Below are 24,757 nucleotides of genomic sequence, written 5' to 3' on the forward strand. Positions count from 1 at the left end.
TCCGTGAGTTTATCCGGTCTTTAAAGCAAAATATTAAAGAGGGTCAAGACAATGCATAATGTCCGGCAATGCCCAATGATTCCCTTATTAAGTAAAAACTCCTAACTACATTATACACTTAATCTATTAATCGCCAGGGCGGTTTTTAGGACGGTGAATAAATTCTCCTGCGCTTTACACCCCCATGCCTGAAGTCAGGGGCACGCTCGCGCGTTATCGGTAGTCTGGGCTAACCAGCCCAGACCGAAAATCTTTTAGTTTAAAATGAGGCAAACTGCAAACTTGATGCCAAACTAACAAGACCACCACCCACAACCTGAAGCAGTATAATCGCTAACATTGGTGAAAAATCCATGCCGCCTAATGGAGGAATAATTGAGCGAAAGAGATTCAGATAGGGGTCGGTGATCTGACTCAAAGCAGAAAATGGTTGATTGTACCAGCTGATATTGGGGAACCAAGTCAACAGAACCCTGATAATTAGCAGGGCGCTATAAATCTGTACGAAAGTAGCCAGAGTAGTAACCAGTAAATTCATGGATGTGTCCGTTTTCGGCTAAGTGTCACGCATCGGTCTTTATATTGATTTTAGTTGAGCCTGGGTCATGGTGTGTGCGGATTGTTTTAACATATACCACAAGTGGTATCTCCACATTAGCTTTTTTAGGAGCGGCGCACTTACCCCTGTCTGAATCTCGCTAACGTTAGCGAAGCTCATCGCTGCGCGAGGCTCGATCGCTAATTGACTGAGTAGAATTAGTATTGACATTTCCCAGCTGCTTGCGGACTTCATCAATTGTGGCATTGAGCTGGGCGATTTTATCTTCGAGCGATCGCCGCGCCGTTTCTATTTCCACACCTTCATTTTCTGCGGCTTTCATAGTACGCCGTTTCAAAATGTTTGTTTTTTTAGCCTCTGCTGTTCCATTTGTCTGTTCCGACTCCTCTTGTATTAATTCGAGATCGCGTCTTTGAGTAATCAGGGCACCCACAACGCCACCGATTACGCTGCCGACAATTGCCCCAGCAAAAAAACCACTCGCAAAACCATCACGCTGACTCATATCTTTACCGCCTTGATGAAACGCTTTGCATCTCCCAACTAGTTATTGCACCTTACTGTTATAGCTGCATACTAGCTTAAGTCCCAAAGATGCGATCACCTGCATCTCCTAATCCCGGTACAATATACCCCTGGTTGTTGACGGTTTCGTCAATGGTGGCGGTGTAAATTATTAAACCCGGATAAGCAGCACTCAATTTTTGCAAAGCTGGGGGAGCCGCCACCACACAAACAATCCGCGTCAAAGTCGGATCGACACCCCGTTGTGTCAATTCTGCCATCGCTGCCATCATCGATCCTCCCGTTGCTAACATCGGATCGGTAATTAACACTCGTGTTTGGGGGTCAAATTTTTCTGGCAATCTGTTTAGGTAACACTCTGGTTGCAGAGTTTCTTCATTTCGCACTAAGCCCAGATGATAAATAGAAGCCAAAGGTAGCAACGTCTGCGCTCCCTCTAGCAATCCTAACCCTGCCCGGAGAATTGGCACGACTGCGATCGGCATCTCTGGGTCAATCAAAGTCGCAGGACACGAAGCTAAAGGACTCTCAACAGTTGTTTCTTGAGTTGGCAACCACTCGCGAGCAGCTTCATAAGTTAACCAGCGTCCCAACTCAGTCATCGCACTGCGAAATAAAACTGAAGGTGTCGCAGCATCACGAGCGACTGCCAGCCAGTGCTTAATTAAAGGATGGGGCGGAACGTAAATACGCAATTGGAGCGTCATAACTTGCGGATGATGGCGACTATATATTATATAACAACTGAGACCTCATAATACAATGAGCGGCGCGTACCACTGAAAGCTAAAATTACACCTCCAAAATTATTGCAATTCTTTTTCAATAATAGTTGACATCTATTCTCAATCAAGCTTATATTAGTCTCAAGTGTTCTCCTCTCTTTAAGGATCGGCAGACGGGATTAGCCAGCAATGTAACGGCTCGTCCCTCTTTTTTTTTGGAATTGGGCATTGGGAATTGGGCAATGGGCATTGGGAATTGGGCATTGGGCAATGGGCATTGGGCATTGGGAATTGAGTAAAACGTTATCTACATCCGGTGAACATTATTTATGCATGATTGTGTGAGAAACTCTTTCTATGCCCTATGCCCTATGCCCTATGCCCCATGCCCTATGTCCAATGCCCCATGCCCCATTTTCTCATTCGATGTAATCGTCATTGGCTCTGGAATTGGTGGTTTAGTGACAGCAACCCAGCTAGCCGCGAAGGGTGCTAAAGTGCTGGTGCTGGAACGTTATCTAATTCCTGGTGGTAGTGCTGGTTACTTTGAAAGGCAAGGCTATAAATTTGATGTTGGGGCGTCGATGATTTTCGGGTTTGGCGTAAGCGGCACCACCAACTTATTAAAACGCGCTCTTGATGCTGTAAATGTCAGCTTAGAGACAATTCCCGACTTGGTGCAGATTCATTATCATCTGCCCGACAACTTCTCTGTTAAAGTTGATCGAGTTTATGATAAATTTTTGCAAAACCTTACTGCCAAATTCCCTCATGAAAAAGAAGGAATTCGTCGTTTTTATGACGAATGTTGGAAAGTCTTTAATTGCCTCAATCGCATGGATTTGCTGTCTCTGGAAGAACCTCGGTATTTGTTGCGGTCATTTTTCCAGCACCCATTAGCGTGTCTCGGTTTAGCTAAGTATCTGCCCCAAAATGCCGGAGATTTAGCGCGACGCTATATTAAAGACCCGGAATTATTAAAATTTATCGATATTGAGTGCTATTGCTGGTCGGTAGTTCCAGCGGACATGACACCGATGATTAATGCGGGAATGGTGTTCTGTGACAGGCATTATGGAGGAGTCAACTACCCTAAAGGTGGGGTGGGACAAATTGCCCAAAAACTAGTTGAGGGTCTAGAAAAAGCTGGGGGTGAGATTCACTATCAAGCGAGAGTAACAAAAATCATTCAAGAAAATAAACGAGCCGTGGGCGTGCAACTGGCTAACGGTAAAGTATACTTGGGAAAACGCATAGTTTCTAATGCTACACGCTGGGATACGTTTGAAAATTTACTACCAGCAGAAGCAATACCAGAAAGTGAAAGAAAGTGGCAACAGCGCTATAAAAAATCGCCCAGTTTTCTTAGTTTGCACATGGGGGTAAAAAATTCGGTGTTGCCCAAGGGGACAGAATGCCATCACATTTTGCTAGAAGACTGGGAAAAAATGGCTTCTGCGTCAGGAACAATTTTTGTTTCGATTCCCACTCTGCTTGACCCAGATTTAGCACCGACAGGCTATGATATAATTCACGCTTTCACGCCGCATTGGATTGCAGATTGGCAGAATTTATCTGCGAGTGAGTACGAGGCGAAGAAAGAAGAAGCAGCGTGGCGAATTATTGACCGCTTGGAAAAGATTTTTCCCGGTTTAGATGCAGGATTGGATTATTTAGAGGTGGGAACACCGCGATCGCATCGCCGCTTTTTAGGTCGTGTTGATGGTACTTATGGACCAGTTCCCCGGCGTAAGTTGCGCGGTTTATTGGGGATGCCGTTTAATCGTACAGATATTCCCGGACTTTATTGCGTGGGAGATAGTACTTTTCCGGGTCAGGGTTTGAATGCGGTGGCGTTTTCGGGGTTTGCCTGCGCTCATCGCATTGCTGTAGATTTAGGAATATATTAAGCGTAGAGAGCGCTTAAGCACGTAGTAAGCGCAGAGAGCGCTTAAATCTTAAGCATGTGGATGATGCAGCTTTTCGATTTGGGATTCGGCTATATCAACTGACTGATTATCTTGGTCTTGAATGGGTTTGATTTTACTTAGCTTGTCAGCTGCTGGCAAATCTCCCTGTGCTTCGTCGTAAAGAGCAAACCAGGGCAACTTATACTGAGCGTAAACTTGAGCGGTAATTGGTGTTGGCGGAGGTTCGAGGTTTGTCAATTCGCGATACTGCTCGCTATTAACAATATGCACGAAAACAGAGCCGTAATTTTCAGTATCCCACACATCAAGACCGTAAGAATCGGGGTAGATTTTTTGCTGCATTTTACCTCCTGCCCCCAAACCCATTTCCATCGGGGCGGCTGGTGGTGGTAGCTCAAAACTACTGAAGCCGCGTGTTTGTGGCGGTTGGTCGGGAAATCTTCCTGGTTTGGGTTCGTAAACCAAAATCTGGATTCCCCCAAATTCCTCTGTACCAGTAACTTGCGCCTCAACAGTGTAAGCTTGTCCCAAGGGCATGGCGACAAACTGACGAATAAAGTTATCACCTGCATTTATCCCGTCTAGCCAGGGTTGGTCTGGACAGACGATATAGTTTTGGGGGTCGGTGTGGAGTGTTTCATCTAAAGCTTCGCCGGAAATTGCGTTGATTTTACCGATCGCAATTTTGACTGCGTTTGGCTTGAAACTTGCACCGTCGAATCCCAGCCACAATGCTTCTCGTTGATACATGGGAATGAAATAACCGCCTTGTTCGCGCCAATGAGGGGGAACACGATCTAGATAATCGGCGACACGCTGAATCGGAAAAGCACCCAGCCCCGGAGGAAGAGGGTAGATGCCATCATTAGGTATTCGCAGAGTGCGTTGGAAAGACACGGAGAATCTTTCGCCGATGTGAATGCGATCGCCTGACAAGGTGACTTTTAGCATGGTACTTCAAAAGATAAGGGGACAAGGAGGACAAGGAGACAAGGAGACAAGGAGACAAGGAGACAAGGAGACAAGGAGACAAGGAGAATTCAAAATTTAATACTCTCCCCCTCTCCCCCTCCCCCCCTCTCCCCCTCCCCCCCTCTCCCCCTCCCCCCCTCTCCCTCTCCCCTTGTCCCCCCCTCCCTTTGTCCCCTCCAAATTGCCATTAGTCGGTTAATTGACACTTTTGCGGTTTATCCACCAGTCTTGGGTAGAGGATACATCTGAGCGATGAATTGTTTGTCCGTTGCTGAGAGATTGGTATTCCAACCAATTTCAAAGCCGCCGATTGTTAACTCCTTGGGAACCGCATAGTGCATGATTGACTGTGGGTCGTATTGGGAGAATTGAGTGATGTTTTTACTATACAATTGGAATATATTGGTATCTACGCTCTGTTTATTCCAATTGTTGGGCGCACTCATATAGTAGCGGTAAACAGCTTCTCGATTCCAAGGAATTCCGGCTTGTGGATGTTGATGTTCGTGGATGCAACCAAGAGCATGACCAAACTCATGCATTACAACTCTAAAGTACTCTCTATTGTCGCTATCGGGTTTGAGCCATCCATAGTTCATTGTGGGCTGATTCTTCGGAATGTTTAAGGCATCAGTACCAATATAAGACCAAGAACCGGCACCGAGTTTGCAGGAGATGCGAATCTCTGCATTAGGATCGTTGCCAAACTGAAACTTGATGTTACCAAATTGACTCCACTGCTGTGCTACCTGAGCAATTTTCTGGTGAACTATGGGGTCGCCATCCAAAAAGCGCACGCGCAATGTCCGACCTGGTTTCCACTTTTTATCGGCGATAAGCGCCATTCGCGATGACTCAACGGTGTCGCCAAATTTTTCGATAAAATTCAAGCCGTTTTTTGCATTCTGTGGATTCTCTTCAATCGCTATTCGTTGTGCTTCTTCAGACATGTCTGGTAGTATCTGAATACAAATTTTGATTTCTTCTAGGTTGTTTTCACTCATGAAAGCTCTCTTTTTATTAATGTGAGTTGGATGAAGTTAGAAGACCGCAGCACGTACCTTACAAGCGACGGCTACAACATAAATTCTTTATCTACATCGTTAATAGGCAAAGTGAAATCAATTTATGCACTATCTTTGAAAAATATCGACTATCCCAAACCAAACGTAGTAGTTTAATCGAAGGCAGCGCCAAACCTTCTAAGCGTTGGATTAGATTTTTTTAGCCCAGACCAACTGCTTGACTTTTGGCACAGAGAGTGCAAATAAAATTCGTTATGAACCAAGATTGAGAAAATCTTCTTTTGTAACTTGATAACCGCCATATTCATTTATGTATCGCAGAATAGAAGTGCCAAATTCATCGTGAGACACTTCGTTTTTCAGCAGAAGGTCTGCTAGCCCATGCGGAAATAAAGCTACCATACCCTGTGCTCTAAGCCGCTACGCGTCTACAAAATCGACGAAAAGCTTATGGTCTAAACATTTGGAATGCGTGAATTCCGCGTTAGCGCACGCACGCCAAAATAAGAACGCGCAACGTGTCCCCCTTGGGACGAGCGCGGTACTAGTCTATTATTATTTCACTCACTGCATAAATTGTTTTCCTGCTACCCATATATAAGTGGGAGGTTAACAAGTTCCTTGGCAAGTGGTTCTTTGCAGTTGATACTCAAAGGTTTTGTCAGCTTTAGTCCGGATTTCTCGTACACCACAAACAAGGCTAATTCTACTACTGAAGGGAGGTAAGTTCTTTACCCTCAACAACTGCAACAATTAGAGCTAGGGAAAAAGTTTTACCAGTATCGAAAGTAAATTTACATTCACAAGAGCGATCGCTTTGCTTTTTGCATTAATGACAGCGTATACCGCCCTGACGCAGGAGAACAAGTACCGCTACCAACCACATATTCACCAGAAAAACAAAACAGAGAAACTAAAATGGCTTACAAATTTGTTGGTTACTTTAGCAACTGGGCGCAATACCGCCAAGGCGGTGGGAAATTCTTACCCGAACAAGTTGATCCCGCGCTATTTACACACATCAACTATGCCTTTGGTATGTTCGGCTTTGTGAGTTGGAGTGTCGATCCGACCGAAACCCGAACCGGAGAACAACGCTATACAGGTGACTACACAATTCAACCAGTGGAATGGAACGATCAAAAAGTCCTGTATCCGGCGATACAGAGTTTCAAGCAAAAAAACCCTAACCTCAAAACGCTACTCTCAATTGGTGGATGGAGTTTTAACAGTTGCGATGACACGCCTGAGTCAGCCGGAACAAAATACCCCTACGGTCCCTTTACCTGCCAATTATTCAGCAAAATGGCAGCCGATCCGAATGGTAGGACGCAGTTTATTAAGTCTGCGATCGATTATGCCAAACAGTACGGCTTTGACGGTATTGACCTAGACTGGGAATATCCTGGCGACTCTAAGCGAGGTGGTCAAGATGCCGATTATGACAATTACATAGCATTGCTGCAAGAGTTCCGTCAAACTGCTGGGCAAGATTTTCTCATCACAATAGCTTCTTCTGCAATACCCCACGGCAGCAAAACGGGCGATTCATTCTTTCAATGGCTGCGAGAGTGCGGTCAATATTTAGATTGGTTCAACGTCATGTCCTATGACTACCACGGGGCTTTTGACGATCCCAACACAGTGGGAACAGGAGCCAACGCTCCCCTCCTGCAAGATTCCGTACCCAATGGTACTTTTGACATCAAAGATACGGTGGAATCTTACCTCAAAGCTAATATTCCCAAAGAAAAGATCGTGCTAGGGATGCCCACTTACGGACGGACTTATGTTGTTGCAGACCGTACCGATGGCTTCGGAAAACCTTTTAGCGGTCCCGGACCCGCAGGACCAGCAACAGTCACTCCTGGTGTCCTCGCTTATTTTGAAATCCTTGAGAAACTTGCTAATGGCGAACTCGACGTACAAAGGTGGGATGATGCCACTTTGACTCCCTACGCCTACAGCACTAAAACCGGACTTTGGGTGACTTATGACGACGAGAAATCACTGGGTTATAAGGTCAGTTATTTGATTGAAAAAGAGTTGGGAGGTGCAATGACATGGGCGATCGATTTAGACAAGTTTTAGCGATCGCTCTGCTGCACCTGCATTCATACTAAATCTTGAGTAATTCGAGACTGTTTCACCCAAGCTGTCATAGATCAAAATCACTTGATAACCACATCGGTTAAGTTTGGTATTTCGTTGATTACTACAATCCTAGTTTATGGAGTTAAATCATGGCTAACGACTCAAATCGTTTTCCGTTGCAGAACGCGATCAAAAAGATTTTGGATGACCCAAACTCAAGACCAGAATTACCAGGATTAAAACCAGAACCGACGTTCCCACGAGAGTGGATCGGAGTTTTTCCTGATAAATGGTCTGAGAGTGTGCAGGTATTTAGCTCCAAGTCCCTCCAAGGCACAGGCACAGAAAAGCTAAATGATAACTTAAAAATTAAGTCCCTCCAAGACGTAGGGGACGTAGGGACAGAAGAGGCAAATGACAAGTTAAAGATTGGCATATCGGGTTCTCCAGCCGTGGCAGTCTTTAACAACAAGCTTTACTGCGTCTATGAGGGACCGAACAACGATGGTTCGCTGCATTACTGTACCTTTGACGGACAGAAATGGTATGATGACCAAACAATAGGCAAGAATCGCACATCCGGTCCCCCTGCACTGGCAGTCTTTAACAACAAGCTTTACTGCGTCCATGAAGGAGCGCAAGAGGATGGTTGGCTGTATTACTGTCATACCTCTGACGGACAGAACTGGTCTTCGTCCGATAAGCTAGACAAGGATGGCAGAGGCATAGGCACCTCACTGAGGGCGCGTCGTTATCCCACTGCTACTCTAGCAGTGTACAAAGGATTGCTTTACTGCGTTCATGAGGGACAGGGAAGCAAAGACGGAAAGGGTTGGCTGTGGTACTGTACCTTTAACGGAGAGAAGTGGTCTGGCGAGGATAAACTACCCAATCATGGCACAACCGGCGCAGGATCTCTAGCAGTGGTAAACGAAACTCTGATCTGCTTCCATGAAGGGAAAGACGGGTCAGGTGTGATGCGGGATACCTTTTTTGATGATAGATGGAACACAAGTAAATGGAGTGAAGACGAAGAATTCAAGCTCGTCGATAATGAAAATAATAAGGTTTCCTATAACACATCTGGTCCTCCCGCAGTGGTAACAGACGGGAAGCAAATTTACTTTGCTCATGAGGGATCGGGAAACGATGGTTTTGTTTGGTCTTTTAATAATAAAGACCGTCAAGATAAAATCCTGACTATTGATGAACCTGCTCTACAACGCCCAATTCGCACATCTGGTCCCCCCGCTATTGCGATATACAATAACAATTTTTACATACTGCATCAGGGGCCGGGAGACGATGGTCAGCTTTGGGTGACAACAACATCAGTCGTACCTAACCCGAAATTTACCTCATCATCTAATTACCTCTCTAACCTCAATCTTTTGGCAGATAATCTCATATTTGACTATCATCTTTCTGCTAAACCTTATTACCAATGGTGGGCTTTATATCACGGCGGAATGCTATCTCCGGATAAGTACAAGTCACATGAGAAATGGGATTGGGTCTCTAATAACAACAAAACCGAGTTGTCCGGCACAATTAGCTTTGATTACGACTTTAAACCTGGTGACACTTACACTTTAGCTCTGTTCAAAGACCAGTCTCAAAATGCCTATGATTTGACTGACTACTTTCAATTCATCGTTCCACAAAAAACTGCTAATCTTTCTAACCTGAAAAGTTTGTTACGAAATCTTTCATTTGACTACCATCTTTCTGCCGAACCTTATTACCAATGGTGGGCTTTATATCACGGCGGAATGCCATCTCCGGATAAGTACAAGTCATATAAAAAATGGGATTGGGTCTCCAATAACAACAAAACCGAGTTGTCCGGCACAATTAGCTTTGATTACGACTTTAAACCTGGCGAAACTTACACTTTAGCTCTGTTCAACGACCAGTCTAGAAATGCCTATGATTTGGCTGATTACATTTCTTTTACCCCCAATAGTGTTGTCAAACCTGAAATTGAAGACAGGGGAACTGCTACTTTTTGCGAAAACACTGGTTTGATAGAAAGCTCAGATCGAAAGTTAGAAAAGAGAAATCCAGGAGATGGAGGGGGAACACCTGATAGGTGCTTCCCAATACATCTACTTTATTTTTATTTGTGTTGGTTTTTTGGAGCGCCCCATGAACGCCGCCTGAACAACACTGATTATGGTGGAGTAACGATTGGTTTGGAAGACCCACCCACCACCAGCGGTAGTAATATTGGGCGTAGACCCGTATTAATAGAAGGAGTTGTCATGCCAGTTCCTGTAGGTAGGCGCGATCAAACACCGCAGCCTATAGCGGGATGGAGCGATCGCTGGAATGGAAGAGACATAGATCGAGGGCATTTGTTTGCTTTAAATCTAGGAGGTCCGGACGTGCCGGAAAACATTGTTCCTCAATGGGCACATTGGCAACGACTTGACGATTGGAGAGCGATGGAGCGAACAGTGAACGCTCGTGCAGTACAAGCAATAGATGGGAGCCGTCCCTTTGGTGGTGGTTCACCACAAAGGTCGGTTTTCTTGAGTGTACGGGTGATCTACCCGAGAACAAACCAGCCTAGTTTGAGGTCTTGGGCTTTCCCATCACGGTTCGTTGTCACAGCGTATGTGTGCGATCGGCAGACTGGGAGAGAGATACGAGAACAAGGAGTGGAGAGGATATATGACAATGAAGAGTTTGAAGGGTATCCAGATAATTGGAATCCAGGTTAAGAGCGATTGCTAACTTGTCGCGAAGGGAGAAAATGACCTCTGAGTCCGGTGAATGACTTAACAATGGTGGGTTACGCGCTTCGCTAACCCACCCTACAAAATTCCCACCTGTAAATTTCCAGTGAGGAGTCATGCTTCTTGACGAGACGAAGAGCCTTTCTTGCCCCGACTTATCGCAAATCACCGGATTATTTACAGGTGGGTTTTTTGAGGGCGATCGCACCCGAATCCTTCCCAAGTGTAGGTGAAAAATCAGTGATCGGTTTGAGGGTAACACGCGATCGCAAGACAAGATAGGCGATCGCACTTCCTTCAAATAATTCTCGATAGACATAAGCAAACCTTGAGCGATCGCACCCGAATACTTCCCAAATGTAAGTGAGAAATCAGTGATGGGTTTGAGGGTAACACAAGAGCGCTCCGGGCGCAAAGCGCCCGCACTATAGCGATCGCACTATTTCAGCGTTGTTCGTTTATACAACATCACTTCTTAGAGTAAGAGGAATTTCAAATGACAACCTATCTAGCGAATGGCAATCCCACAATTGCTACAGTTCTAATGGCTCTTAGCACATTCAAATTTTCAACTCTCTCAGTTAACCGGATCTTGCTATCTTTTAATTCTGAAGAAGCGGCTACAAATTTTTTGGAGGAGATTAGGTCTCGGAACGCTGTTGGCTCAAATCTTGAAGGAAACAATGTTGTTGTTATGCCTGACTATGGTATTATCGATCATGCTGCTGTGGTTATTTATCACGCCGTTAACTCTTACAAAGAGCAATTAATTTCTGTAAACGAATTTGATTTAAGAGCTCACTCCGAAGAAGAAAAAAACCTACTTAAAGAGATTGAGCAGTACATTAAGAAACATTTTGGTTCAGATGCTATAACTGTGAAATAAAAAGATTGTTTGCGCTTATTACCCAGCCGTTTTATTCTGACAGAGAACCAGGGGGGAGAGAAGTGCGATCGCCCCTTTCTTTTATGATGCGTTAAGCACTATCTAATTCCCCTCTGAATGACTTAACAATGGTGGGTTACGCGCTTCGCTAACTCACCACTAAAAATTACCACCTGTAAATTTCCGATGATGAGTCATACTTCTTAATGAGACGAAGAGCATTTCATGCCCCGACTCATCGCAAATCATCGGATTATTTACAGGTGGATTTTTTTGAGGGCTTAAGCACCCGAATACTTCCACCGCGTAGGTGAGAAATCAGTGACGGGTTTGAGGGTAACACAAGAGCGCGATCGCCCTTCTCAGGATGGTTCGTACTGTGATACTTAAGTAATAGTTATAATTGCGTTGCTTGTGGTGCAAATTCTCAACTTAAGCTGACATCATGCGGGTGAGCCGAAATCTTGTGTCCAATAGTCGTTAGAGTAACCAACACCAAGCTCCCGATAATTGGGATTAAGAATGTTTCTGCGATGTCCATCATTGGGAGGAACTTCATTGATCCAAATGGAGACTGCTTGTTCTGGTGTCTTCTGTCCGGCTGCAATGTTCTCGGCAATTTCTGACCATCTATAGCCTGCATGTGAGATGCGATCGCCTAATGATAACTCGCCTGGGAGTTGGTGACTTATAGACTTGCTCCGTGCCATATTCTCGCTGTGAGTTTGTGCTGCCGCAGTCAATTGCGGATTTAATCTTAGTGGTGGCAAACCAGCTTTACTGCGCTCTATATTGGTGAGTTCTAAAACTCTGTTGACGATATTATTATTCGACGGTTGAGGGGCAGATACCCCAGGAATGGTAAGTACCATTCCTGGTTTTATCTGGGTCGGGTCAGGTCCAATTAAGGCTTTATTCGCTTCGTAAATTCTTCTCCAAGACGCTTCACTGCCATCGCCGTAAAATTGCTGGGCGATTGATGATAGAAAGTCGCCCTGTTTGACGGTATAAGTTTGACTTGCCATAATTTTCTGCTTTTTGTTGTTCAGAATGGCTTTGTTGCTTTCTAATTACTAATGGCTGTCAGTCAATCAACTTATGCACTTTTGGGATGAAAGAGAATTCAAAAGTCAGAATTTATTGGTAACGTTTTATGCTATATTCGCAGGTAAATGCTTTAAAACAAGCGGTTTCCGTCGCTTGACAACAGCGCGAAAACAAAAAATGAGTCTTGAAGTCTAATATAGACCACCAAATCAGAAATTTTGGCGATACTCCTTTGGAGTAGCTTTGCGATCGCCTGACAAATCTATCTCAGGGCAGATGTAATTTAACTTTGTTGGGTTTTGCTCTGGAGTGGAATTGACTAATGGTAGTTGTTAATGACAACCTAAATAATAGCTGCTGCATAAGCTGAATATGCTTGCATCTATTTATTGCATAGAAAGATACATAAAAGTCATCGTACACTAGGAGAACCAGGATCTATGAGTGCGACATCAAGATACTGGCATATTTGCCGAATTAGTCTTAAGAGTCAAAGGGCAGGATATGAATACAGTTTAGTTCCGATTGCCGAGGAATTTTGTCAGCAAAATGTTCCTAGTTCCCAAACTAGGGAGATGCAAGCTTTTCTGCTATCCTATTTTTACGGCTTTAACTCAAAGAAAGTTGATGTTGCAAGTGCAAAAGCTGGATTTTGTTTGCGGTGCTATGTTAGCGAACCGATTCTCAAAGCTTGTCAAAAGATAGATAGTCTGTTTAGTGGTGATAAGTCGTTTACGTACAAGGATTTACTGCCATTTGTGCTGAATGATGACGGAAAAACGCCGATTATCTTGGATAGCGATCGCAAAACTCAACTTATCCTAGATGAAAACGGAATCGCGAAAATATCAACTTTTAAATTTTTTACGGTTGAGGTTTTGCGAACATATAACGCTGATGCCTCTAGCATGAGCTTAGATAATTGGGTATACTTGCAAACTAAACAAAATTCTGAAGTTAAAGATTTCTTATCAGAGTTTGGTTTTCAGAATCTCAGTGATTGGGCTTTGATGAATCGAGTTAGACCGAAACAGATTGAAAAATTATCTGTACGCGATCGCCATTTAGTCGAAGTCTTTCATTCAGTTTATCGTCGAGATAGACAGAATCAGCGCCAAGTCGGTGCAAAAAGATGTCCTGACCCCTCCACTGCCCAACTGCAAGAAATGTTAAAAAGCTTGCAGCAACGAGGTGTCATAATTAAAACCCCGGTTGAGTTGACAAAAGAACTAAAACATGTAGCAACTCAACTCAGAGAATATGACATTTGGAGTTACCGAGAACCTCTGGAAATTCAAGACCCGGATACGGGAAATTATACAACTAGAGTAGATTTACCCAATGATGCCCCAGATGAATTAGATGTGGAACAACGGGAAATTATCGAGTTTTTGCATGAACAACTGAAAACGGCATTAGTTGGATCAATTGAAGAACAGATTAGCGATCGCTTAAGCGAGTTGCAAAAAAGCCGAAAATATGCTAATCTCGCCAATCAATTCATTCCGGGATTGCAACTTTATTACTGTCAGGGGATGCCTTTGAAAGATGTTGGTCTTAAATTGGGTATGTCAAGTTGGGATCAAACTAGACGGATATTAAATCCGGGAGAGTTACTTTCCAAAGTTCGCACATCTACAGTACAACAAGTTCTAGAAAAAATTTTATCAGAGGCTCATTCAAAAGGTCTAACAGAAATTCCCCCAAAAATAGAATATCTCAAAACTGTGGTTGAGCAAATTGAAGCTTTTGCTGATGCAGAAATTTTTCAAGAAGCCGCAGAAGAAATTAGAGCGGGAAAAAGCCGGAGTCTGGATAGCTTATATGCACAGGAACTTCGCCAAAATATAAATAATCACAAATCTGCATGAGTAATAAAGATATGCTTAATTCCACTGATATAAGACTGTTACTACCCGAATCGATTTGGTTAGAATCAGAACATTTTCAATCAGCGAAAAAAATTAGCGATGGTCATAGACCCGCTGGGAGCGATCGCGTTAATAATGAAGCTGATAAATGGCAAACTTATCTGAACGCACTAGCGCTACTTGGCTTTGAAGAATGGCTGAGTACACGCATCACCCAGCAACCAATCAAGCGTGATTCAAATATCAACTACCTCAAAGTTGGTGAATTTAAACTTTGTCTAATTGCTACTGAAAATATACTTGACGAAGAGGTAAATTTAGCAGTAGATATCATTGAAAGACCAGAATTAGCGGCTCATTTCTATGTATTACTTGAAGTCTTAGAAGAGCAAGAAGAAGTAATAATTAGAGGCTTTTTGCGTTACGATGAACTAGTTAATTATACTATCAAACTACAACCACGAGATAATTTTTATCGGCTACCGCTAGCAAAATTTGACCCAGAACCAAATCATCTGTTATTTTACTCGCGTTTTTTAGAACCGACAGCTATTCCTTTACCTGTAGCCACAGAAACAAAAGTAGAAGAAAATTTAGTTGTATATCTACAAGAAACTACAACTAAATTAAGTGAATGGTTACAAGGTGTAATTGATGAAAGTTGGCAAGCTATTGATACACTTCTTAGCCCAGAAATGAATTTAGCTTTCAGTACTAGGAGTGTTGCCTTAGCGACAAAGCGAGGCAAATTGATTGACTTAGGAATACAACTAAATCATCAAACTGTGGCGTTACTAGTGAATATCACCGAAGAAGCTCAAGAAAAAATATCTATTTCCATACAATTGCATCCAACGGGTAAAGATAAATATTTGCCACGAAATATCAAAGTTACTTTATTATCTAAAGCGGGGAATATTCTTCAGCAAGTCGAAGCTAGAGGTCAAGATAATTACATTCAACTTAAGCTTTTTAAAGGCGAAAGAGGTAAACGCTTTAGCATTCAAGTTAGTTTGGACGAGCTTAGTGTTAGAGAAAATTTTGAACTGTAATTCAGCCTGTGTTTTTACATACACTATAGCGTTTCTCGGTTGAGTGAGGTACAACAACCCCACCCCCAACCCCCTCCCCGCAAGCGAAGAGGGGGCTATGATGTAGCTTATGTGATTAGGGAATGCGATAAAATATTTAGCAACTGATTGCAGTAGTTCCAATACGGTTCGGAAGGGATGACCAAAAAAGGATGTTCGCGCAGCGTCTCCAAAGGAGAAGGATGAAAGACGAAAGATACTCATGGTACATGCGAATCTATTTATTGATGAAAAAAAATCCTTTTTGCTTGTTTCATGCAAATCTATTTATTGATGGGGATTATTTCATCCTTATGACTTTATACTTCATCCTTTAGTTGACATTTTCATACCTTGATTCTGCGGAATCTAGGCGTAAAGTTTAAGAGTTAAAATACATGGAGCAGATAGTTATGGTCAAGAAAGTTGCGATTGTCGGTGCTGGACCTAGCGGTATTTTACTTGCTCACTATTTGTTGCGTCGTGGTGACAAATATCAAATCGATATTTACGATCGCCTCAACGATCCGCGACTTGTAAAGTTCTCAAAATCTCGAACGTTTTCTATCGCTTTGAATGATAGGGGAATGAATGCTTTACGGAAGATTGAAGGGGTAGAGGAAGCAGTCAAAGCCATAAGTGTAGAAACGACGGGAAGTATTAATCATAAAAAAAACGGCAAAATGAGGAGAATGCAGAGAAAGAAACCTTTCCTCACTGCCGATCGCACAAATTTAGCGATCGCTTTATTAAATGCATTAACCCAAAAGTATGACAATAGCCGACTCAATATTCACTTTAACAGCAAATGTATACAAGTGGATTTTGCAGCAAAGAAACTGAAGTTTGAAAAACTTGATGAAGCATTAACCCCCATCAGCGAAGCAGATTTCACTGTTGATTATGATTTGTTAATTGGCGCAGATGGGGTGCATTCTGTCGTCAGAGAAAGCTTGCTAACTACAGAATTTTTTGAGTGTAACCAAAAGTATTACCGCAATGATTACAAAACAATTTTTTTGCCTAATCCTAACGAAAAGCCAGGAGTTAATCTAGAAACGGGTAAAATACACAGTTGGATACTAGATCCCAACACAGCCGTTTTGTTAGTATATCAACTCGATGGCACAATTAGCGGTGTTATTTATTTTCCTCACAAGAAAAATCAGATAGTTGGTCTTTCAACCTCAGAAGAAGTACTTCAATTTTTTCAAGATAATTTCCCAGAAGTTGCTCAGTTAATGCCAAAAGAGGAAGCAGAAGCCTTTCTTGCTAGACCAGTATCATCAGTTTTAACGATTCGCTGTAACCGTTACCACTACAGTGATAGTGTACTGCTAATTGGAGATGCGGCTCATGCTGTATCACCCTCTCTTGGTCAAGGTTGTAATGCAGCACTTGAAGATGTAGCTGTGTTTGACAAACTTTTAGACCAGTATTCTGACGATATAGCGTTGGCGCTAGAACAGTTTACTATTAATCGTAAAGAAGATGCTCACGCTTTAGCAGAATTGAGCGAAAATGCTTCTCCCTCATCTTCTAAATTATTTATTCAGTTTCTCATCAGGCAGCGCTTTGCCAAAATTCTGCACAAAATTTTTCCTAAATACTTTTCACCTTCAATGAGGGATATGATGGATGATAGCACGCTTCCCTATTCAAAAATTCTAAATTTATACAAAGGTTGGATATCCAAGTTTAAGAAATCAAATGAGAAGTTTTTAGCTAACTTGTAATAATTAGAAATTTGGACATGTTTTCAAACCCCGCCGACAATACGGTATGATTAACGCTCTTTTATTCGTTTATAGGAACCGTAGGCAAAGGAATGATGGTTAGTTGCTAGACTTTTGAAACTGAAACTCGCTCCATTCTGATTGACCTATAGTTGTACCACCAGGAGCGATCGCTTGCACTCGCCAGCGCAAAGTATCCCCAGCTTTCTCTTGAAGCCAGGGAGGAGCTGTATAGCTGGTCGTGTTTGCATTCAGCACTGCTGAGAGTATTGGTTTTTTATCGCTTTCAACCTCTAGTTTATATGCGCTTGCCCCTTGAGACTCGCGCCAGTTAAAACTCACAGGCTGGTTGGTTGGGATTTTGGCACTTTGGTTTGGCAATAGTAACTGGATCTGACTCAAAGAAGGCTTTATTTGCCCTATCCCATCTCGATTGCCAACATAGTAACGCAACACTGGCAAAGGGGAACCAGCAACTCCACCAGTAAACACAGTGGTTAAACCAGTCTGCGAGTTGGCAGCATCTTCGTCATTTGTTGCTTCAACTCTCAGTAGTATCAGATGCAGTCCGCTTGAGACTTGAGGAAGCTTGGCTGGATCTGGACCACGCAAAACTAACTGCCCAGTGGGTGGCAAAAACACATCAATCGGCTCAAGAAGAGTATAGCGTCGTTGTAAGCCACGTTGTTCGGGGGGTAGTGATGCCGCTGGCAGCAAGTCTCGCGTGTTAGGCGGTGTATCCCCTGGTAGCACGACTTCCCAACGTCCTCTGAGTCGTCCGCTGCCATTGTAGGTAATTTTTGCTTGAAATGGGGGGGGAGTTTGACCCCGTACCACTCCTAATACAGCGGGATCGGTGTTCTCAAACCGCAGACGCACGTTGGTCAGTGACAGTGGAACCCTGGCACTATAACCTGCCAGCCTGCATGTTACAGCTACGTACTCGTCAGCTCCTCCAATTGTGCTAGCAAACCGCCGCACGTAAAAGAATTCTGGAGAATTGCCGCGTGCCGCATCCTGGTAAGCGCGACGAGCAACCGAAGGAGGAATTGTCATAATGTCGGTGTAGTTATCGGGACTGCTAACAGTTCCTCGGTCATATTTCCTCGGAAGACGACCATAAATGGTTCCCGGTACACATGAGTTATTGGCGTTAATTTCCCCACACCAGAGTGCTTCTGCTGCACGCTGATTATCTAGTCCTCTAAATGTCAGGTAGACGCTTGTGGCTGAAAAGGTGCTGACATTGACTCCAAAGGGACTGACTGTGATTGCTAGGCTGCTGGCTGTTGGCAAAAAAGTGAATGGTAAAGAAAACAAAATCCAAAGAACACGGAATCGCATATTTTTTTGTTTAAAACTTTCTGATGAAATTGAGATTAATAGTTTTTCAATTGTCCTCTTATCTAATTTAATTGCACCGAAGAGTGAAAGGTTTTTTCGTGATTGCTTTATCTTTTGCTTTACTTGGTTGAAAAAAGCGAATTTCTAGTGGGTTGATGTTAAAAACTAATACTAATGTTACCTGTTAGGGTGTGAATCGTGCCATCTCTAGATTGGTTTAGTTCACGATCGCGATCGCTATTAGAGGTCAATCCATATTGTAAGGAAACATTAGCGGGCAATTCTAACCCCGCTGGACCCGGAATTATGAACGTCTTACCCAAGATTACATTCATGGTATCACCGCGTACAAAAGCCCGATTTATCGAGTCAGTGTTTTCATTCCGGCTGAAGTCTACTATCAACATCATGCTGGGGTCAATCTGCCACATTATTCCTAAAGTTGGAATGCTGCTAAATTGAGTGATATTAGTTACTAGACTTCTACTGCTTGTCCATTGATATCCCAAATCTAATCGCAAACCAGGAGTCGCTTGCCACCCAACTTTAATTTCATTGGTAAAGTCTTGAGTATCTTCTGGTTGTTGATCTGGCTGACCGTCTACCTCAGCTGCCCCGCTGATTCTACGGTTGTCCGAGAAAGTACTGGAGAAGTTATAGCCAAAAGTTAAATTCTGAATTTTCCATGCGGTACCAAATGTGTGAGTGGTGGTGAGCAAGTCTGAGCTTAAAAGGTTGACCGGTTCAGGAGAGTTTGCTGTAAAATTGCGGTTTCTGGTGAAGGAATAACTCAATGTGGGGAGTAAGGGGTTTTGCACCGCGAATACTGTTTGCAGGGGTAGGTTTAGATTAAAGGCTGTGTTGCGTCTGTTGTTTTTTGGGGTCGTGGAAATATCTGCCAGGTTATCTTCGTTCCAATTCTGTATTAATGTCAGATTAGCCCCGGCAATTATCCCTTCTAGTAATATTACTGTTTGCAATGTATCGGGAGCAACACTAGCCCCAATCGAGTTAAATAAGGGATCTATGCGTTCGTGGGTGGCTTTCAAGGTTAAATTCAAGATGCGATCGCTGCCAAGGTTCACGTTTTTCACCAGATCGTATTCTGCCTCTAAAAAGTATGCATTTTCAGTGGCTGGGACTACGGGTACTATATCTAGTCCTTCAGTGAGTTCAGAATCTCGTTCACTTGAGGGGTTTGTAAAGGTGCTGCGGGCAAATCCCCCATTGAAGCGCAATCTACCAGAACTATCTTCGGCAACTAATGTCAATCCAAATCCATCACTGTCCTCTGCATCAACCACCTGTAACTGGTTAAAGTCAGGTTCGGGCTGACGGGATGCAGTCATAAGAGTTGCTTCTAAACGAACTCCTCTAGAATCATTATCAGGATTGCCTTTTACTATCTGATAGCCAACAATTGCAGCGGAGATGTTGTCGTTATCTAAGTCGTTTAAGCCAAAAATATTGTCAAACCCGACGATATCTGTAGCGGTGGTGGTAGCCAAAGTAATGTCGAAGCGATCGCTTAGTCGAGAGTTGAGTAACAATCCACGATTACTAATGTTGTTAAGCAAAAACCTATGGTTTCCGTAAGTATTGTGTCCCAAAGAAAATGTTGTAGAACCATAAGCTAAATCGATATCGTACTTTTCTAAATCAAGATTACGTGCGTTTTCACCCTGCTGCTGAAATCGAATGGCATTTTCTTCTATTGTAGTTCCAAACAGACTAAATACACCCCTAATATCTAGATCCCCAATTCTTTCCTGCGGGTTAAAGTCTCCTTTAAAAGTCAGTTCGGTAGAGGTAGGACGTGAATTTATTTCTCCACTGCGTGCTTCTAAAAACTGAGATTCCAGAGTCAGGGTTGGACGTAATAACGTATTGTTTTCTTGTGAGTTTGGCTGTGCGGGGTTATTTGTTGGTTGTTGGTTGTTGGTTGTTGGTTCTTCGCTTGGAGTTGATTCAGTTGATTGTGATGGTCCGCGTTGAGACCGTTGTTGTGTTGGTTGTTGTTGTGTTGGGGCTTGAGTGACTTGTGAATCTGTCGGTTTTACAGCCAGTTCTGATACTTTTAACGGTAGTTGAGCAATTTCTTGCCACTGATTATTTTCTTTTACTAGATAAACAATGACTTTGGTTTCACCGACAGGAAGGGGAATATTCTTTGGCTGGTAAATTAATTCATTGCCAACCGTCCGAAACATCGAAGTTACATCAGTCTGACCAATAAAAATAGATAATCTTCCCTCATTTTGACTTGGCAGACGATCAAGTTTTAGCTTAATCTCACTCGTAGGTTGAACGGTCTGCTTATCACTAAAATTTGTCTGCTCAATAGTGACAGCAGCAGCAGATGTATGGGTATAGACAATTATGGTAATACCTAATATCAGACTTTTACTAATGGTTTTAAAAAAATCCATAAAAAATTCATTTGCAATAGTTACAATTAACTGTACAGATATCTAAAAACACTTATTAACGGTCAATTTATTCAACTGCCGCATTGCTCCACATCAGATAAATGTCATTTGTCATCAGTTGGGTGAACAACGAGATTTATGACAAATAAAAAATAAAATCAAAAACTATCAACCTGGTTTGACTCGAATTTCTTAGACTTCAGCGATTGAAATTGATGAAATATGACGCATGATGATTATTTGACAAACCACATGCGGTAGCTTAAAGTTGATATTTCAGTATGATTGAAATAGCATTAGTAAGTTTATCAATAAAACATATAGCGCGATATTAAACTTCTTTTTTTGTTACATAAGTTTAATTAAGTATATGCGAACATGATATGAAACCGGACTTACGCAAAAACGGCAACAAACTCTCAACTTCTGTACTCACCTTGAATTGCCCATCTGACAATTTGCAGGAATTTAGGGCGTTTCCCCATTCCCCAATCTATTTGTTGGGGGTGTAAATTTGCACAATTGGTGCTGGTGCAAGTTCTGATAAATTGACCGATTTTAATAATTTAGTCCAATCTTCAACAAAGACGCCAACACCTGAATTATTGCGGCGTAATTCTCCTAAATTAGTTATCGCATCGTACCAAATATTATTAGCGATATAAACTTTGTACTTCTGTGATTTTGCTTTATTTAACTGTTGTTGCAGTTGAGAAGTTATTGTCACTCGTCGCACCCATGCATCAACAAAATACACAGAATTATTTTGAGTCGGATTACAATAAATGTTGAAAAACCAATGATATGTCATGTTTGGCTTCAAAGCATATTGAGGATTTTGCGGTAGTTTGACACTAATTGCTCCCGGTTTTCCTGGTAAAGTAATTGGTGTACGCCAAATATCGTTACCTTCTCGATCTTGCAAGACAAACTCTCCAGAACGGATATCGCTGGCTAACTCTGGAATATAAACCCAAAAGCTAGGATACTCGCTGATTGTTGTTCCTAAAAAGGATTTCTTGTTAGTTTCCTCACCAGGAACTAAGGCTGTCAGCGGCGTTTTTAAGTTGGGACAATCACCACGTCGGCTTGCTCCTCCTCGACGCCGACCTGTAGGATCGCCATCATCGGGAAATTGCTGATCGGCGGGTTTATTTTGTTTGATAGAAACTATGTTATTCAATGATTGCGCTTGAACTTGTGATGTTGCCAAACTAAGTAGTAAAGTAATTAAAGTAAGTTTTATCTGCTTTGTAAAAAATTTATTTTTATTCATATTTACTAATTTAAATTTTTTTATTTATACGAGGACGCGGTAATATTTTCCAGACAACTGCACTAGCAATTAATGCTAATGCTGATGGGACAAGTGGTATCCACCCTGCGAGTGTAAATATATTAAAGCAAATGCTAAAAATTGCAATTAACGCTATGGCGATCGCTAATCCTAAATAAAGTGGTTGCTGAATCCTCCAAGCGATAATTCCTCCTACCAATGACCATCCCCACACCCAAAATGTTTCCATCCACCCAGACCAAAACCACAATAAAGGTCTTTTGTCAAGCACTGCACTGAGAATTTGGCTAATCATATGTGCTTGCACAAATACCCCCGGAATTTGCTTATCATTGTCTGCTGCGTTGCTGCTGTAGGGGGTTTTCCAATAATCAGAATTGCTTGATGCTGTAACCCCAATTAAAACAATGCGATTCTTTAGTGATTCGATTAACTCAGGCTTAATTTGGTCGGTTAAAATATCTTTTAAAGCTACTTGCCGAGCAATCTTTTGTGGAGAAAGTAAAGAACGATAATTCAGCAATATTTGATAACCGGATGCATCGAATTTTTGATAACCGCTAGTGTGGGATTTTAATTCTTTAAATTCTACATCGCCAATTTGCAAGTTTTTGTTTGAATTGATTTTCCATCTAATACCTTGTGCGTTCAAATAATGTTGTGCTAGCTGAAAGTTAAAAGAATATTCTGCTACACAGGTCGATTTAGCTGGGGGAGTTAAGTGTAAAAGTTGACGACGAACAATATCACCTTCATCGGCGACAAAATCACTAAAACTGTGGCGTTGTATTGGGACTTCAGGTGGTGGGGGAACGCCATCCTGTGCTTTATCAACCGACGCGGCAACTTTACACAGTGCAAATAGGCGATCGTCCTTTTTCAAGCGATTGGCTAATTCAGGATATTTACGGTCAAAAGCAAAATCATGATATATATCTATACCAATAGCTTTTGGTTGATATGAGTCTAGTTTTTGCAAAAGTTGATTGAATGCTTGGTCTGATAGCGACCAACGCAGATTCATTTTTTGCTGTATTTGATATTGAATATCTGCTTCATCAATTGTGACGATTAATAAGCGGGAATCTTGCTTTTCATCAGGCGATCGCAACTGCATTAAATGGTCATAAGATTGCAATTCCCAAGGTTGCAGCATCCCCAGATAGCGTACTCCCATGACTAAAGTTCCCACAAGTACACTGGCAATCAACAACGTTGACAAGCTATGCTGAAGTTGAATTTCGTCGCTTTTGGTAGCTTTATATTCTTTTTGGGGAGAAATGATTGTTTTCGCCGATTGTGACCAAATCATCGGTGCTACGGCAGGGTTTTGACAAATTACGGGTAGCCAAGTAGCGCAGGGGTATTCTTTTTCTAATCCTTGCAGTCTTTCTCGTGCATAACGCACCGCTGCATATAAAGATTGTCCGCTGGAAAATTCCGCGAGAAAATACTTCAAAAATTTTTGCGCTACCACATCCGGGACTGGTTCTCGCATAACAATTACTTGCGGAATCTGCAAACTTTGTAGTTGCTGCGCTAAACCCAAACCATCGCAAGAGTTAAAAATTGCTAACTTCAAACCGCGTGCGATCGCTTGAGTGAGAGCATACTTTAATTGATCCAGCGTTAAACTATCTGTTTGATTAAGTTGCAACCATCCTTTCTCTTTAGTGTAGCTATGACCGGCAAAAAAGAGAATATCCCAACTTTGTTTCCAAAGGCGATCGTTTAAATCGTTTAACGATGGTTCTACTAAAAATTCTATCTCTGCTTGATGCGATAATTCTTCTAAGAAAGTTCGATCCTGACTAATTTCAATTCCTCGACTGTCACCAAAAATAGCTAAGATTTTAACTTTTCCTTCACTGCTATTTGCAGTAATTATATTCGGTTGTTGATATTCTGCTGCACTTAACGCGACTTCCGCACGAGGATAATCTGTAAAAAAGTTCCACAAATGCCAAGGAAGATGCCGCAGTTGATTATCATTGGTTTCAATTATGAAGCGAATTTCTGCGGATGGTTCTAATTGCGTGCGTAATTGCCGATCAATTTTGTTAAATTGCGTTGAATTAAGCCATGCATTGATGCTGTTGTCTAACTGTTCGCATAAATCGTGAAGATCGACTTCCGAAATATTAGTTACATAAGCTTCTTCAATTTCAAAATCGTCGTCAGCTTCAGCTTCCACATTCAGACGCAAACCGAGACGTTGATAAAAAAATGAATAAAGCGATCGCCAATTCCGGTATATTACACTAATTTCTGGTGCTGCTGGCAAACTAGCAGTAAACTTCATTCCATAAAAGTTGTTTTGTTCCCCAAGCTGGACTGTTACCGCTGGAAAGCCATCCTCTAAATTACCCTGTCCTAAGCTTAAAACAACTAACCTACTCATCTTTGTCTGACAAAACAACGGTCAGATAATAGATACCCAAATTAAAATAGCATTTCCGCAAATTGTTTACATCAGCCTTGCGTTAGATTTGTAAAAATGAAATT

Annotated in this window: 20 protein-coding genes; 8 read left to right on the forward strand and 12 right to left on the reverse strand. The window is 42.4% G+C overall.

Features of this window, described 5'->3' with window-relative positions:
* Positions 1-259: 259 nt before the first annotated feature.
* The 4 genes from AABK37_RS16795 to AABK37_RS16810 all read right to left on the reverse strand — a co-directional run bounded on the left by AABK37_RS16795 (position 260) and on the right by AABK37_RS16810 (position 2,094).
* Positions 260-538: a YggT family protein gene (locus AABK37_RS16795; RefSeq protein WP_432552699.1), complete on the reverse strand. Its 279-nt coding sequence runs from the start codon at positions 536-538 to the stop codon at positions 260-262.
* Positions 539-704: 166 nt separating this feature from the next.
* Complete coding sequence (locus AABK37_RS16800) at positions 705-1,064, reverse strand: hypothetical protein (RefSeq protein WP_432552700.1); 360 nt, start codon at positions 1,062-1,064, stop codon at positions 705-707.
* Between the two features lie 76 nt (positions 1,065-1,140).
* On the reverse strand, positions 1,141-1,791 hold the full coding sequence (gene upp / locus AABK37_RS16805) for a uracil phosphoribosyltransferase (RefSeq protein WP_432552701.1): 651 nt from the start codon (positions 1,789-1,791) through the stop codon (positions 1,141-1,143).
* Between the two features lie 177 nt (positions 1,792-1,968).
* Positions 1,969-2,094, reverse strand: a complete 126-nt coding sequence (locus AABK37_RS16810; protein ID WP_432552702.1) for a hypothetical protein — start codon at positions 2,092-2,094, stop codon at positions 1,969-1,971.
* A 107-nt stretch (positions 2,095-2,201) separates the two neighbouring features.
* Between AABK37_RS16810 and crtH the strand changes: the two genes are divergently transcribed.
* Complete coding sequence (gene crtH / locus AABK37_RS16815) at positions 2,202-3,719, forward strand: carotenoid isomerase (RefSeq protein ID WP_432552739.1); 1,518 nt, start codon at positions 2,202-2,204, stop codon at positions 3,717-3,719.
* A gap of 48 nt (positions 3,720-3,767) precedes the next feature.
* Here crtH and AABK37_RS16820 read toward each other — a convergent pair whose 3' ends face one another.
* The 3 genes from AABK37_RS16820 to AABK37_RS16830 form a co-directional block, all read right to left on the reverse strand.
* The gene (locus tag AABK37_RS16820; protein ID WP_432552703.1) at positions 3,768-4,691 is read right to left on the reverse strand and encodes a hypothetical protein; all 924 of its coding nucleotides are present in this window, start codon (positions 4,689-4,691) and stop codon (positions 3,768-3,770) included.
* 236 nt (positions 4,692-4,927) lie between these two features.
* A complete protein-coding gene (locus tag AABK37_RS16825; RefSeq protein ID WP_432552704.1) occupies positions 4,928-5,716 on the reverse strand; it encodes a M12 family metallopeptidase in 789 nt (262 codons plus the stop codon).
* A gap of 273 nt (positions 5,717-5,989) precedes the next feature.
* A complete protein-coding gene (locus AABK37_RS16830; protein WP_432552705.1) occupies positions 5,990-6,139 on the reverse strand; it encodes a hypothetical protein in 150 nt (49 codons plus the stop codon).
* A gap of 516 nt (positions 6,140-6,655) precedes the next feature.
* Here AABK37_RS16830 and AABK37_RS16835 point away from each other — a divergent pair.
* From AABK37_RS16835 to AABK37_RS16850, 4 genes are all read left to right on the forward strand, one after another.
* Entirely contained in the window at positions 6,656-7,828 is a 1,173-nt protein-coding gene (locus AABK37_RS16835; protein WP_432552706.1) for a glycosyl hydrolase family 18 protein, read from the forward strand.
* A gap of 152 nt (positions 7,829-7,980) precedes the next feature.
* Positions 7,981-10,557 carry a DNA/RNA non-specific endonuclease gene (locus tag AABK37_RS16840; RefSeq protein ID WP_432552707.1) on the forward strand — a complete coding sequence of 859 codons (2,577 nt, stop codon included), beginning with the start codon at positions 7,981-7,983 and terminating at the stop codon, positions 10,555-10,557.
* 138 nt (positions 10,558-10,695) lie between these two features.
* Complete coding sequence (locus tag AABK37_RS16845; protein ID WP_432552708.1) at positions 10,696-10,854, forward strand: hypothetical protein; 159 nt, start codon at positions 10,696-10,698, stop codon at positions 10,852-10,854.
* Positions 10,855-11,068: 214 nt separating this feature from the next.
* Positions 11,069-11,458, forward strand: coding sequence for a hypothetical protein (locus AABK37_RS16850; protein WP_432552709.1), 390 nt, complete (start codon positions 11,069-11,071; stop codon positions 11,456-11,458).
* Positions 11,459-11,901: 443 nt separating this feature from the next.
* On the opposite strand, the gene AABK37_RS16855 is transcribed toward AABK37_RS16850, so the two are convergent.
* On the reverse strand, positions 11,902-12,483 hold the full coding sequence (locus AABK37_RS16855) for a CAP domain-containing protein (RefSeq protein ID WP_432552710.1): 582 nt from the start codon (positions 12,481-12,483) through the stop codon (positions 11,902-11,904).
* A gap of 462 nt (positions 12,484-12,945) precedes the next feature.
* Between AABK37_RS16855 and AABK37_RS16860 the strand changes: the two genes are divergently transcribed.
* The 3 genes from AABK37_RS16860 (at position 12,946) to AABK37_RS16870 (ending at position 17,182) form a co-directional block, all read left to right on the forward strand.
* A complete protein-coding gene (locus AABK37_RS16860) occupies positions 12,946-14,376 on the forward strand; it encodes a hypothetical protein (RefSeq protein WP_432552711.1) in 1,431 nt (476 codons plus the stop codon).
* Positions 14,373-15,428, forward strand: a complete 1,056-nt coding sequence (locus AABK37_RS16865) for a DUF1822 family protein (protein WP_432552712.1) — start codon at positions 14,373-14,375, stop codon at positions 15,426-15,428. The genes AABK37_RS16860 and AABK37_RS16865 overlap by 4 nt, the downstream gene beginning before the upstream one ends.
* A gap of 431 nt (positions 15,429-15,859) precedes the next feature.
* The gene (locus tag AABK37_RS16870) at positions 15,860-17,182 is read left to right on the forward strand and encodes an FAD-dependent oxidoreductase (RefSeq protein WP_432552713.1); all 1,323 of its coding nucleotides are present in this window, start codon (positions 15,860-15,862) and stop codon (positions 17,180-17,182) included.
* Positions 17,183-17,281: 99 nt separating this feature from the next.
* Here the strand turns inward: AABK37_RS16870 and AABK37_RS16875 are convergent, their stop codons facing one another.
* The 4 genes from AABK37_RS16875 to AABK37_RS16890 form a co-directional block, all read right to left on the reverse strand.
* Positions 17,282-18,526 (reverse strand): hypothetical protein, encoded by a 1,245-nt coding sequence (locus AABK37_RS16875; protein WP_432552714.1) that lies wholly within the window; start codon positions 18,524-18,526, stop codon positions 17,282-17,284.
* A 158-nt stretch (positions 18,527-18,684) separates the two neighbouring features.
* Positions 18,685-20,955: a hypothetical protein gene (locus AABK37_RS16880; protein ID WP_432552715.1), complete on the reverse strand. Its 2,271-nt coding sequence runs from the start codon at positions 20,953-20,955 to the stop codon at positions 18,685-18,687.
* A gap of 493 nt (positions 20,956-21,448) precedes the next feature.
* Positions 21,449-22,231: a DUF928 domain-containing protein gene (locus AABK37_RS16885; RefSeq protein WP_432552716.1), complete on the reverse strand. Its 783-nt coding sequence runs from the start codon at positions 22,229-22,231 to the stop codon at positions 21,449-21,451.
* A 10-nt stretch (positions 22,232-22,241) separates the two neighbouring features.
* A complete protein-coding gene (locus AABK37_RS16890; RefSeq protein ID WP_432552717.1) occupies positions 22,242-24,653 on the reverse strand; it encodes a CHASE2 domain-containing protein in 2,412 nt (803 codons plus the stop codon).
* Positions 24,654-24,757: the final 104 nt, after the last annotated feature.

It is taken from the genome of Tolypothrix sp. VBCCA 56010, from assembly GCF_050875635.1.
GTDB lineage: Bacteria > Cyanobacteriota > Cyanobacteriia > Cyanobacteriales > Nostocaceae > Hassallia.